The organism is Marivirga atlantica, from assembly GCF_016734805.1.
GTDB classification, from domain to species: Bacteria; Bacteroidota; Bacteroidia; order Cytophagales; family Cyclobacteriaceae; genus Marivirga; species Marivirga atlantica.
The window spans coordinates 297,973-311,718 of sequence record NZ_JAERQG010000001.1 but is presented as its reverse complement, the minus strand read 5'-3'; the positions used below and the strand labels follow the sequence as shown (position 1 = coordinate 311,718).

At 34.1% G+C, this 13,746-nt stretch carries 10 protein-coding genes; 6 read left to right on the top strand and 4 right to left on the bottom strand.

What is annotated here, in order from left to right:
- Nucleotides 1-20: 20 nt before the first annotated feature.
- Nucleotides 21-500 (bottom strand): hypothetical protein, encoded by a 480-nt coding sequence (locus JKP34_RS01465; protein ID WP_201916971.1) that lies wholly within the window; start codon nt 498-500, stop codon nt 21-23.
- A gap of 126 nt (nt 501-626) precedes the next feature.
- On the opposite strand from JKP34_RS01465, the gene JKP34_RS01460 reads away from it, so the two are divergent.
- Together JKP34_RS01460 and JKP34_RS01455 are read left to right on the top strand one after the other, a co-directional pair.
- Nucleotides 627-2,423 carry a DUF262 domain-containing protein gene (locus tag JKP34_RS01460; protein WP_201916969.1) on the top strand — a complete coding sequence of 599 codons (1,797 nt, stop codon included), beginning with the start codon at nt 627-629 and terminating at the stop codon, nt 2,421-2,423.
- A 15-nt stretch (nt 2,424-2,438) separates the two neighbouring features.
- Nucleotides 2,439-4,382, top strand: a complete 1,944-nt coding sequence (locus tag JKP34_RS01455) for a DUF4365 domain-containing protein (RefSeq protein ID WP_201916967.1) — start codon at nt 2,439-2,441, stop codon at nt 4,380-4,382.
- 464 nt (nt 4,383-4,846) lie between these two features.
- On the opposite strand, the gene JKP34_RS01450 is transcribed toward JKP34_RS01455, so the two are convergent.
- Entirely contained in the window at nt 4,847-5,248 is a 402-nt protein-coding gene (locus JKP34_RS01450; RefSeq protein ID WP_201916966.1) for a DUF4783 domain-containing protein, read from the bottom strand.
- 205 nt (nt 5,249-5,453) lie between these two features.
- Between JKP34_RS01450 and gpmI the strand changes: the two genes are divergently transcribed.
- Entirely contained in the window at nt 5,454-6,977 is a 1,524-nt protein-coding gene (gpmI, locus tag JKP34_RS01445; protein ID WP_201916963.1) for a 2,3-bisphosphoglycerate-independent phosphoglycerate mutase, read from the top strand.
- Between the two features lie 3 nt (nt 6,978-6,980).
- On the top strand, nt 6,981-7,547 hold the full coding sequence (locus tag JKP34_RS01440; RefSeq protein WP_201916961.1) for a hypothetical protein: 567 nt from the start codon (nt 6,981-6,983) through the stop codon (nt 7,545-7,547).
- Between the two features lie 3 nt (nt 7,548-7,550).
- Here JKP34_RS01440 and JKP34_RS01435 read toward each other — a convergent pair whose 3' ends face one another.
- Nucleotides 7,551-8,909: a deoxyguanosinetriphosphate triphosphohydrolase gene (locus JKP34_RS01435; RefSeq protein ID WP_317193641.1), complete on the bottom strand. Its 1,359-nt coding sequence runs from the start codon at nt 8,907-8,909 to the stop codon at nt 7,551-7,553.
- A gap of 140 nt (nt 8,910-9,049) precedes the next feature.
- Between JKP34_RS01435 and JKP34_RS01430 the strand changes: the two genes are divergently transcribed.
- Together JKP34_RS01430 and JKP34_RS01425 are read left to right on the top strand one after the other, a co-directional pair.
- A complete protein-coding gene (locus JKP34_RS01430) occupies nt 9,050-10,846 on the top strand; it encodes a M61 family metallopeptidase (RefSeq protein WP_201916959.1) in 1,797 nt (598 codons plus the stop codon).
- Nucleotides 10,847-10,976: 130 nt separating this feature from the next.
- Nucleotides 10,977-13,160: a 7TM diverse intracellular signaling domain-containing protein gene (locus JKP34_RS01425; protein ID WP_201916957.1), complete on the top strand. Its 2,184-nt coding sequence runs from the start codon at nt 10,977-10,979 to the stop codon at nt 13,158-13,160.
- Here JKP34_RS01425 and JKP34_RS01420 read toward each other — a convergent pair.
- Nucleotides 13,137-13,739: a DUF6134 family protein gene (locus tag JKP34_RS01420; RefSeq protein ID WP_201916955.1), complete on the bottom strand. Its 603-nt coding sequence runs from the start codon at nt 13,737-13,739 to the stop codon at nt 13,137-13,139. The genes JKP34_RS01425 and JKP34_RS01420 overlap by 24 nt on opposite strands.
- Nucleotides 13,740-13,746 lie beyond the last annotated feature (7 nt).

Genomic DNA, 13,746 nt, shown 5'->3' with positions numbered 1-13,746 from the left:
TTCTAGGGTCAAAGCTCCTGTCAATAATGTTGCCTTACGCTAGAATTCTCCTCGACGAACCTATCTAAAATCTTTAGTGAATGAGTTATAAGCTCAGCATTTCTTTTAAAACTATTTCCTGCAATTTGTTTATTGCCGTGAAAGAAATTATTTCGTATCGTTCTCATACTATCTTTAATGGACTCTAGAGGGTTATCTGGGTAAAGAGTTATAGGTCTAAATTCTAGTTCGCCTCTTATTATTTGCAACTCCATTGGAGGGTTTTCTAAAATATATTTTACCGACTTTTTTATCTCCTCTCCATCTAAATCAATTGATTGTAATGAATGAAAAAACCCATCAATATCTGCCATTGCGATCTTATAGTTCCCTTTTTTCCTAAACCCTGACATCTTAAGGGCATATTCAAACCTAGAGTAGCAAACAATATACATAGTTGTTAAATGGAGGTAGGTATCATATGACAATACAGAATTGTAGAATTTTTCGAGAATCTTCATAGAATATTAATAGAGTCAATGGTTGAATAGTATTATTTAGAATCTTTTAAGAATAATTACTTTAATTTATATAACTTAAATAGTCGGTTAAACCGATTAATAATTTCAACCAAAATAAACAAAAAAATGAATATTCTTCCCCAAAGTCTATCAATCCATGGATTACTTCACAATCCAACCGAACAACTTATAATCCCTTCATACCAAAGAAGGTATGCTTGGGGTTACAATCAAACATGGGCTCTATTCGAAGATATTGATATGCTCCAGAACAATGATAGTCATTTATTTGGAATGCTTATTCTACATACTGGACTACATCATGGTGGAATCAATACCATTGATGTTGTAGACGGACAACAAAGAATCACGACAATAACTTTATTGCTTAATGCCCTTAGAAAACAATTTTCACATATTAACAAACCACATATATCCAATCAAATTCAAAACTTGATTTATTGTGGTAATGATTCCTCAATACCAAAACTTATTCTTGGTGAATTAGATAATAAGGACTTCAAAAATTTACTAAGGGATGAACTAGATGAAGTAAAAAATCATAATCTTCTAAATGCATATAATAATTTTGATGTTTTTATAAATGAAAGACTTGAAGAGGAAGGTGAAAGTTGGCTAGAAGATTTTTATAATAAATTAGTACACACGGCAAAAATTATTAGGCTTGATGTTCAGCAAGCACGAGATGCCTACAAGTTATTTGAAACAATTAATAATCGGGGGCTCAAACTATCTGCTACTGATATTCTTAAAAACTTTATTTTAGGCCACGCGGCGAAAATTAGTGATCACAAACTTAATGATGTAAAAGAAATTTGGAGCAACATTATAACGACACTAGACGGTATTCCGACTGATGATTTCTTTAGGCAGTATATATGCGGAGTATATACAACTAGAATAACTCAGTCTAGACTAATAGAATATTTTAAAAAAGATTATCTGTCAAAAGTAGATAAAGTTGAGCTTATTGGAGAATACGCCTATTATGCTGATTACTATTCGAATGAAGAAATTACGGATGATGATGATGAAGATGTTGACTTAGATGACAATATCAAATCCAAAGAGCTGTCGAATGATTCCAGGGTTGATATTACAATATATCTAAAAGAAATTTTAAACTGTGCAAAAACATATGCTGGGGTTTGGAACCTGTCATTTTCCGAGGATAAATTAAATAGTAAGCTCAAGGATTTGCGTGACATTAAATCCTTTCCAACCTACATTTTTCTGATGCGCTTTTTACAAACAGATAAACCTATTCAAGAAAAACTCTTAGTGCTAAATTTGATTCTCATATTAATGTTAAGAAGACATATCTGTAGAAGAAGAACAAGTGAGAATGATATAATTTTTGCTAGAATATTAAGGATTAAAGATGATAGTAACTTTATAGAAACCTTAAAAACTGAGTTTTTAAGGTATTTGCCTAATGATGATGAATTTGAGAACAATTTTCCTAAGCACGAATTTAAAAATAGCTTGAGGGACAGAGCAAAATATATCCTTAGAGAGATCAATTATAAAAAAACCGGTCAGACAGGTGAGGTGACCATTAACTCTGGTAGAGATGTTCAACTAGAACATATCATACCACAGAACATCTCAACAAAAAAATCTAAAACAGAGTTTGGAAATTGGGAGGAGTATTTAGGAGAAAAGTCTTTAGCCAAGCATAGTGACTATGTAAATAAGATTGGCAATATGACATTGATTGCCGGAGGACTGAATATTATTGCCTCAAACAATCCCTTTGAAAAGAAGAAGGTTCCTTATTCCAATTCTAACATAGAATTGACAAAGGAGATATCTTCATATCAAGACTTTAAATTTGAAACTATTGAAAATCGCGGGAAACAACTTGCAGAAATAGCAGCATCCTTGTGGACAATCGAATAGCATTAGGTTTTTATTATGGCACTAAAAGATAGAGGAAAAGTTGATTTGAATGCGGTGTATTCCCAAAAGTCTATAAACGCTTTTAACTCATTTTTTAGTTTAGAAAACAGTTTTATTGCACACCATACCGATGATAAAAATGACTATGGGATAGACTGTCAAGTTCAAATAATAAAGAATTATGAAGCAACCGGATTTGTTTTTCCAGTTCAAATAAAAAGCTCCAAATCCTTTAAGGAGCGTAATAATTGCAAAATTCTTCAGTTTAAGACTAATCGTCTACAAGTGCTCATAGAAGGGTCCTGTGGTAGTGGAATGATTATTCTTTATGACGTAAAAGAAGAAACTTTATATTTTGATTATGCTCTCGAAATAATAAAACGATTAAGAATCGAAAATGAGAAACCCTGGGAGGAACAAAAAACCGTTACGATTAAAATATCTAAGGAAAATATTTTAGACGATAAAACAATAAAAGCAATACATTCTAGACAATTAAAATTATGGACTAACCAAAGTTTATTATTTGCAAAAGACGGTTATAAAAACATAGACAAACTCTTTAGGATGGAATCTTCAAATGCAGATTCACTTAGCATTATTGAGAACACTGGTCTTGATCTGTTTAAGAAGGGTGAAATTAATATCCTTAAATATCATCTGGAGAATCTTGAGAAAAAAGACCTAAAGAAACCTAGAGTTTCCTTTGTTGCGGCAATAACTTATGTTGAACTAGGCGAAATAATAGAAGCCAACTATTTTTTCCATTACGCAGAAAAGGATAAGACAACCCTTTCCGATGAAGAAAAAGATATTTATAACCTTCAATACTATAAGTGTAAATTCTTTGAGGGCAAATATTCATTAAAAGAACTAAAAGGCGTTTTGGAAAGCTTTAGAAGTGAAGCGAGCTTAAGTTCCATAAAGGATATTATAGAAATAAATTTACTGTCAATCAAGGTGATTGAGGCAGTAGGCTCTCCAGTATTTAGTGATGATTTACTTGTTGAAATAAACGATCAAATTGACAAAGTACTTTCTAAAAATTTACTCATAGCAGATTATATTAAATTGCTATATCTAACGGAAATATTAAGTACTTTATACACCAGGAAATTGATGGAGGCTTTAGTAGATGCTAAAATAGGTGAAGAAACCGGGATTAAACTCCCATTTGATCTTAGGAGTAAATTAAATAAGGAATTAACCAACACCAATGGAAGAATTATAAAATTGATTGAGTTCATAGCTAATAGAGATACAGTCAGGGACAACAGTTATGCAATCATCTTGTTAAAATTCTTTAGAGCTAAGCATTATTTTGGAACATGTTATTCCTATTTCAATGCTCGTATAAATTGGGATAATAAGAAGGGCGCCGAGGAGATAATTAATCATGCCATTAATGATTTAATATCCTGTTATAATTATTTTATAGGAAACAGTCATGCTCCAATGGCTTATAGATCGATAGTATACATTAATGAATTATACATATTAGCTGAAAATTGGCTCAAAAAGGCACCTGTAAGTACAATAGATAAGAATAAAATAAATGTCATATTAGAACAGTTTCAAGAACAAGACTTTCATACTGAGAACCTTTCAATGGTGAGAAACTCACTAGACATGCAAAGAAAGCTATTTGAAGAAAAAATATCTCCTTTTGAGTTAATGGAAGAGTCTGATATTCAAAACATAGCTTTAGGACAATTGAAAAGACTTAATCTTCCAGAAGATCGTTTAGTGAACGTTGAAAATGAAATAAGAGATTTATATTTATTTCATAAAACCTTTAAAGGGGAATACACTATTTATTCTGATCAATATGATTTAACGCCTACTTCCTTTGTAAAACAATCTCATTTTACTGTAACTGAAAAAGGAAAATCGACCGTAATAATTGAAGGTCATGATATAAATGAAATAATTTCATTCCTGAAAATAAGGAAGGGTTAATCCGATTTTTGTTGTTTCTTATTTTCTTTTGTGAAGTTTTAATATAATCTCATTTATAATTTCATCCTCTTAACCATCTTTCCATTCAGTCAATATATTATGTGGGTGATGCCAGAAAAAGTTTTGTAAAAAAGCCTAGAATTATAACGCTGTTAAATCTTTATATAAATCCAGTAAAGTTCAATTTATCATTTAAGGAGTTATATGGCGAAGCTAATCCCTAAAAGCATTATGAATGAGAGCAATATATCATGGGATTATGGAATAATATTATTAAGCCTCAACTCATATAAATAAAATATTCAAAAAAAATTAGTGTTTATTATAATTTTGACTTATTCCTTTGTCCAAACTTTATTAACATATCGAAGACGGTTTTGTCCAGACTTTATTAACAAATCTGTCCAAACTTTATTAACATGCCCCAGTCAAAAAAAGGAACTCTATTTTTAGAGTTCCTTTTTTTATTCCTTCAAAAAGTCAACAATATAAATTCTGTATGTACCATTAAAGGATTTAGCTCTGATGAGGACTCTAAAGGAGCCTCCTGAAAATGAATAATTGCCTATTGCATATTTCTGTCCCTCGCTGGAACTTCCCTGATGCGCATATTCGAAATCCACTGGTTCATATTTCTTAAAGAAGTCCTTTAGGTAAATTTCAGCATGAACACTGGAGTAATTAGCAGATTCGCCATTGATGTTTAACTCGATGGTTTCATTAAAATATTTAGCCAATTCCCTCGAACTACCCACCTTTAGTGCAGAACGCACGTTTTTGAAAAGGGCATCATCTTGCGAAAATCCTAGGGATATAGTAAAAAGAAGTCCTAAAGTAAATATTACCCTCTTTAATGTTTTTTTCATAGTATAGAGATATTGGCAATAAGCTGCTAAAACTATGCCATTTACAAAAAGTAAACTGTTTCAGTAATCAAATTAACATAAAGAGCAGTTACTTACAAAGCCAACATTAATTATTATCTTTACTACTTATCTGTAACATCTTTACGATAACTTGATTTACTACTAACAGCAGCGTTTTAATTTAAAACAAAGACTTCAACTTAACATGCAAAAGAAAGTAATCTTAATGATATTAGATGGCTGGGGCTTGGCTACCAATAAAGAAGTTTCAGCAATTGATAAGGCAAACACACCATTTATTGATAGCCTCTACACAAAATACAAGCATAGCAAGTTAGAAGCTTCCGGGATGGCTGTGGGACTGCCAGATGGTCAAATGGGTAATTCCGAAGTAGGTCATATGAATTTAGGAGCTGGTAGGGTTGTTTATCAGGATTTAGTTAAAATTAATTTGGCAATTGAAGATGGCTCAATTAAAGAAAATGATGTACTGCAAGGAGCTTTTGAAAAAGCTAAGAAAGAAAATAAGAAACTTCATTTTATTGGTTTAGTATCCGATGGTGGTGTTCATTCTCACATCAACCATCTAAAGGGACTCATCTCTGCAGCTAATGATGAAGGTTTGAAGGATGTTTACATTCATGCCTTTACTGATGGAAGAGATACCGACCCAAATGGTGGAATAAATTATCTTAAAGATTTACAAAGTCATTGTGATGCTACTACAGGAAAAATTGCCTCAATTACAGGTCGTTATTATGCAATGGATCGAGACAACAGATGGGAAAGAGTAAAGCTCGCTTACGATGCACTTGTAAAGGGAAAAGGTAAACTAACTCAAAACTTACAAGAGGCCATTCAGCAGTCTTATTCTGAAGGAGTAACCGATGAGTTTATCAAGCCAATAATTCATACTGATGCTGAAGGCAATCCTATTGCCAAAATAGCAGATGACGATATAGTTGTTTGTTTTAACTTCCGTACAGATAGAGGAAGAGAAATTACGCAGGCTTTAACGCAAAAAGAGTTTCCTGAGCAGGATATGAAGCCGCTAAATCTTACCTATATAACCATGACAAAGTATGATGATACCTTTAAGGGAGTCGAGGTATTATTTGAAAAAGACAATTTAAAAAACACCATTGGTGAGGTACTAGAGGCTAATGGCAAGAAACAAATTAGAATAGCTGAAACTGAGAAATATCCTCATGTAACATTCTTCTTCTCAGGCGGACAGGAGAAAGAGTTTGATGGAGAAAAGAGATTGTTGTGTCCTTCTCCTAAAGTGGCAACCTACGACTTGCAGCCTGAAATGAGCGCGAAGGATATTCAGGATAAAATTATTCCTGAGCTACAAAATAAATGGCCTGATTTTGTTTGTTTAAACTTTGCTAATCCAGATATGGTAGGCCATACTGGTGTTTTTGAGGCGGCAGTAAAAGCCTGTGAAACAGTTGATAAATGTGCAGAAAATGTAATTAAAGCTGCTCTTGAAAACGATTATACAACTATTGTAATAGCAGATCACGGAAATTCTGATTTTATGATTAATGAAGATGGATCTCCAAATACTGCTCACACAACCAACTTAGTACCATGTATAATGGTTGATAAAGACTTTAGTGGATCAATAAAAGATGGTAAATTAGGAAATATAGCGCCTACGATTCTTCAATTAATGGGAATTAGCCAGCCTGATGAAATGACTTGTGAATCTTTAATTAGTTAATAAATGTCAAGATTTTTTCTGATTATCCTTGCAGCCTTTATGGTTTATGGCTGCTCAAATAATTTAAAAGAACAACCTATCAACACTTATTATAGTGTAGATAGCTTACTTAATGCTCAGTTAAAGCTGTTGACCAAAAGCGATATCAATGTAGAAAAGAAAATTGCTATTGATGGTGAACATGAGCTTGACACGGTAAGCTTTGATTCATTAGGTTGGAGTAATGAATTAGCAGTTTTCAGGATAGCGGATATCAATAAACCTAATCTGAAAGGCAGATACGAAGCAACCGAAGAAAGTGGGGAAGATCAGCGTATTTGGCACTACGTGGCTAAAAAGGAAAGCTTAGGAATAGAGTATTTACATGTTTATTTCAATGCTAATAATCAGCTTGAAAAGCTTGAAGCAAAATACAATGAAGATAATGCCCTTTATACTTCTGAACGTAATTTAACTTTGGCCTTTAACACTGATAAGCAGTTGATCCAAAGCTATGTTATTGAAGGTTCGCAAAAAATGATCATGAAAGATCCTGTTAACTTCTCAATTTCATCTAAGCTAATCGACTAGTGTTTATTTAGTGCCTGGCAAGGTTATTCCAGTAAGCTTTCTGTAAAGGTTGATAGCAAACCTATCTGTCATCCCACTTATGTAATCAATACAAATTCGTGAAATCTCATAGTAGCTTCCAGTGGCAACTATTTGCTCTTGATAAGTGTTAGGGAGCAACCTGAAAACGGTCAAATTCTTTTTGCTGCTTTCTTCAGCACCTTTTTGACCGATAGCAGCTTTAATAAAAGCTTGCATTAAACCTTCCAGTACTGTATGGCCAACCGCTTCAGTTTCCAACACTAAGTTCGATCTGTAAATTTTATCAATTGAAACATCAATAATTTCCCTGAGTACCTTTTTACAAGGAACAAGATCCATCAAAGCCTTATCGAATTCTCCCTTTAATATTTCATCTTCATTTTCAAGAAAAACATCAACACATTGTGTGATAAGCGTATTAATAGCAAGTGCTCTTAAATAAGATATTTTATCATTTTCATCCTTAGTATTTTCAAGCTTTTCAGGCATGTAGGCATCACCTAAAATAGCAGCCATTAAGTCACGTGCCTGCTCAAATGGAACCCAACCTAATCGGCAGCCATCTTCTAAATCAATAATATGATAGCAGATGTCATCGGCCGCTTCTACCAAAAATGCCAGAGGATGTCTAACCCAACTTTTCTCATCTTGGGCAAGCTGATTGAGTCCTAATGCTTTGGCTAATTCATCAAAATAATAGGCTTCGCTTTGAAAGAAACCATACTTCTTTTGACTTTTTCGCCCTTCAATTCTATGCTTCAGGCTTGACTCATGCGGATACTTACTGAATGCGGCAAGGGTGCTGTAGGTAAGTTGGATCCCTTTATTATTAGGCATGTTAAATAAGCGAAACCCTTGGGCATTACCCTCGAATGAAATCAGATCAGCCCATTCACCTTCCGTTACAGAATCCTTAATTTGATTGCCTAATTTGTTGTAGAGGAAAAATTCTGAAATGGCATCTTCACCTGAATGGCCAAAAGGGGGATTGCCTATATCATGCGCTAGGGAAGCTGCTGCCACTATGGCTCCGAAATCACTTGGTGTAAAACCATTTTCTTTTAACTCAGGATACTTTTCAATTACTGTTTCTCCCACTCTTTTACCTAATGAACGGCCAACGCTACTTACTTCTAAACTGTGCGTAAGTCTGGTATGAACAAAGTCATCTTCAGGTAAAGGAACTACCTGCGTTTTATCTTGCAACCTTCTAAATGGATGTGAAAATATGATCCTGTCATAATCTTGCTCGAAAAGCGAGCGTGAGTTACTTTGCTTTGCTGGTGATTGTTGACCTAGTCTGTTAGGGTTGAGTAGTTGAAGCCAGTTCATTTTTTCCATAAACCAAAATTAGTAGATATATGAAAGAATCTGCTAACAGACCAGTAAAATTCCTGTAAAGCCTTTGCTAAATTATTTAAGTGGTATCGTGTGGAGCCAATAAAGCCTTTATATTTGTACAGAACTAAAATTAATTGAAGATGAGAAAACTCAAGTTAATAATTGGTTTTGTGGTGGCAGCTTCATTGGCTTATGCCCAGGACTTACATTATACAGTCGATTTAAATGACAGATCAGAAGACACTTTCAAGGTAACACTAATGCTTGAAACTAAGCTTTCTGAAGAAAATGAAATATTCCAGTTTGCTGCTACAGCTCCAGGCACTTACCAAATTATGGATATGGGAAGATTTGTTAGTGATTTTAAAGCTTTCGATAAGAAGGATCGTGAAATTGCAACAGAGCAGATAGGCACCAATCAGTATAAAATCAGTGATAGCAAAAAGATAAAGAAAGTAAAAAAGATTACTTATAACATTGCTGAAACCTGGGATACGGAGGTTGAGGAGAATGTAATTTATAAAATGTGTGGTTCTTCTATTGAAGACGATAATGTTTTAATTAATGGGCAAACAGTTTTTGGTTACTTCTCAGGCATGCAGGCAGCACCAATGACCATTAAACTACAATATCCTGACGAGTGGGAAGTTGGAACAGCCCTTAAGCTTAATGAAGAAGGTGCTTATGTTGCTGAAAGCTATGACCACATTGTTGATTCTCCTATTTTATTAGGTCGTTTGACTAAGGCATCTACAGATTTGGGTGGAGCGGCAATTGATATTTACACCTACTCAAAAACCGATATGATTGCCTCTAGCGATTTGTTAGATGCAATGGAAGAAATGCTTGATGCAGCAAGAGCTTTTGTGGTTAATTTTCCTGTTGACAGATACACATTCTTATTCCATTTTGAGGACGAATCATGGGGTGCATGGGAGCACTCTTACAGCTCAGAATATATTTATGCTGAGCAGCCTTGGACACCAGATTTTGCCGCCAGTATTACTTCTACAGCGGCTCATGAGTTTTTTCACATCATAACTCCTCTAAATATTCATAGTGAAATTATAGAGCAGTTCAACTTTGTTGAGCCTACTCCATCGGAGCATTTATGGTTATATGAGGGTGTAACTGAATGGGCTTCTGATTTGATGCAGCTGAGATACGGGATGATCGATCTTGATGAAATGTTCTCCAGATTACAGGAGAAGCTTTATATCAATGCCAGATATGATTCAGCTTATAGCTTAAGTAAATTAAGTTTAACATCTTATACTGAAGAAGGTCAGAAGCAATATGGCAATATTTATATGAGAGGTGCTTTGGTAGCTGGTTTACTTGATATTAGACTTCTTGAATTATCAAATGGAGAAAGAGGCTTACGCGAAGTTGTTAATCAGTTGTCAGAAAAATATGGTGCTGATCAGGCATTTCCAGAAGATAAATTCTTTGAGGTTTTTGTAGAGATGACTTATCCTGAAATTGCTGATTTCTTTGATAAATATGTTAAGAATGCCAATCCTTTACCTATGAAGGAGTATTATGCTAAGCTTGGTATTAATTATACTGAGAAGATCGTTACCAAGAATTTGGTTCCTTCATTAGGTTATGGTTTAGCAGTGCCGAATGGTCAAATCGTTATTACCAACCCAACTGATTCATTAGCCACTTTAGGTGCAGTTGAAAATGATGTGCTATATAAAATCAATGGCACAGAAGTATCACTTCAAAATGCAAGGATGGTAATTGGCACCTTAAGCCAGCAACCAATAGGCTATGAATATTCACTTACTGTAAAACGAGGTGAAGAAGAGGTTGAAATTGCAAGCCGTATAGTAGGTAAACAAGAAACCAAAGAGCATATTTTTGAACTTGATGAAGATGCTAGCGAAGAAGCAGTTGCATTAAGAGAGAAATGGTTAACTAATCTAGATTAGTTCGTAGTAAAGAAAGTTCGAGAAGGCTATTCATTTAATGAATAGCCTTTTTTATTGATACATATCCAAAAATTAGCTTTGAATTTTTTAATACTTTCACGAGCTTATATAGGATTTTTCAAATTAAAGCATGCGCCTCCCCCCAATTTGTTATTTGCTTCTATTATGGTTAAGCTTTACACAGTTTGCCAGCGCCCAACAGACAGATAAACCTATCTTATCTATTCAACCAAATGAAAATTATCACTCTATTGGAAAGTTCATACAGTTCTATGAGGATGAGTCTAATAACTTGAAATTGGCGGATGTGCTGAAAAAGGAAGTACAGCAACAGTTTAAAAGATCAAAAGCTCAGGTTCCTGGGTTTGGTATTGAAGATGTAACCATTTGGGTAAAAATTGACCTTGAGAATACAGGCCGGGAGCAAATCAATGACTATCTAGAAATATCTTTTCCTACCCTCGATTCCGTATTTTATTTCTATAAGGATTACGAACGCAACAGGTGGAATAAACTCTTTGCTAGTGACAGAGTACCATTTAATCAGAGAGTAGTTAACCATAAAAATATTGTTTTCCCTTTAGCCATTGACGCCACTCAAAAAACCACTATTTATCTAAGAGTAAGGAATAAGGGGTCTATCATTCTGCCTATCAATGTTATGCCTCAAAGTGAGCTATTCTCGTCAGATATAGCTACAGAAATGGCATTCGGTATTTTTTATGGAATCATGCTCGTTATGTTTCTTTATAATTTGCTATTAGCCTTTACTGCCAGAAGCATTACATACATTTTTTATGTGGGTATTATAGCAGGAAATTTATTTACACTTTCTGCATTAAACGGACACGCCTTTCAATACCTGTGGTATGATAATCCGTGGTGGGCCAATCATGTAATCATTTTTGGAATAGGTCTATGGATTTTGTCTGGTAATTTGTTTGCCTCGAGCTTTCTGGATGCTAAACATGGTCGGAATTGGAATTTCAGGGCTTTTCAGATTATGCAGTTTTTTGGTATTGCCGTAATTGTGGCTGCCTTTACTTTAGATTATAAAATCAGTCTCATATATGCCAATTATGGATTGATCTTCAATTGCATTTTCCTTTTTGCTAGCGGAATAATTTTTTGGGTAAGAGGGATAAAAGTGGCTAGCTTTTTTACACTTGCCTGGGCATTGTACCTAATAGGTGTATTATTATATACTTTAAGAAATTTAGGTATTTTACCAGTTAACATTGTTACTTCTCACGTGCTGGAAATAGGAGCAGTAAGTGAGGTCGTATTACTTTCAGTTTCACTGGGTTTTAAATATAGGTTACTCGAATTAGACAAAAAAAGAGCCCAGCAAAACTCGCTTGACTTAATGACCAGAAGTCAGGAGATAATACAGCAACAAAATGAGCAGCTTGAGAAACGAATTCAGGAGCGCACGGCAGAACTCAGCCAAAAACAGGAGGAAGTAATCACGCAAAATGAGAAATTAAATGAGCAAAATGCTAAACTGAGAGAAGCACAGGAGTTAATTCAGCAGCAAAACAAACAGTTACAGGCTTATAATGATGATCTTGAGAATAAGGTAGCAAAACGAACCGAAGACTTAAAGTCTACCAATCAAGAGTTAGCTCAGAATGTACAAAAGCTTGAGCAATATGCTTATATGACAGCACATAATTTGCGTGCTCCGGTTGCTCGTCTATTAGGATTAACTCAACTAATTGAGATGGATCCTACTGCTGACTTGGAAGAGGAGTGGCTACACATCATTTCCAAGATTAAGGAAGAAGGACACAGTCTAGATGCTGTTATCAATGATTTGAATGCAATACTTGAATTAAGACAAGCCTCTGATGATGATCTTGAGAAAGTTGATTTAAATAAGAAAACCCAGCAGGTTTTTAGGATTCTTAAGAATACAATTGAGAAAAATAATGTTCAAATCGTCTGTGATTTTCAAGAATTTGTAGAGTTGAAAAGTAACCCTACTTTTATTGAAAGCATGTTATATAATTTAATATCAAATGCCATAAAATATAAGCGCCCAGAAGTTAAACCTATCATTACGCTTAAAACATCTTATAAAGCAGGACATAAGGTTATTTCTGTTTCTGATAATGGCATAGGCATTGATTTATCTAAGTTTAAATCAGACCTATTTGGAATGTATAAAAGATTTCACACCCATGTTGATGGTAAGGGATTGGGCCTTTTTCTGGTAAAAAGTCAGTTAGAAATTTTAGGGGGAAAAATAAAAGTCCAGAGTGAGTTGAATAAAGGAACTAACTTTCACCTAATCTTTCCTGCTGGTGTTTAAGACCATATCAAAGCTAAAGATACCTGAACTGATACTTATTTTAGAGCAAATACCTTCTTCATTATAATAATAGATGCTCTTATCCCCATTTGGAATATAGAAAATAAACTTCCCCTTTTCTTCTGTTGCCCCAATTTTAACAAAATCATGAAATCTCTCTGAAAATATTTCATCTCTATGTTTAGGTTGATTGAAATACATGGTGAGCATACTATTAACTAATGGGCTTTTATATTTTTGGTGCTTTTCCGGAATTGTACTTTGATAGGAGTTATTGGCCCAAAATAATTTAGCTTCTTCTTCAACCTCATCATTCTTCTTATAAATAAAATAGGCTTTATCTAAGGTGTCGTTCTTAAATATAGCCTCATAAAAATAGACAAGTTCGGTAGTTCTAAAAAGCGTATACTTTACATCGGTTACTGCCGAATAGTAAGTTTCTTTCTCGTTGACAACCTTCTTAGTTACAAGCATACTTCCTACTTGTTTGCCACTTACCAAAATGTCATACATTAATTCCTGAGCAATAGGAGAAATAAGGAGGAAAAAGTAGAGAAAGATTGTAAATGAGTATTTCAAGCTTAAA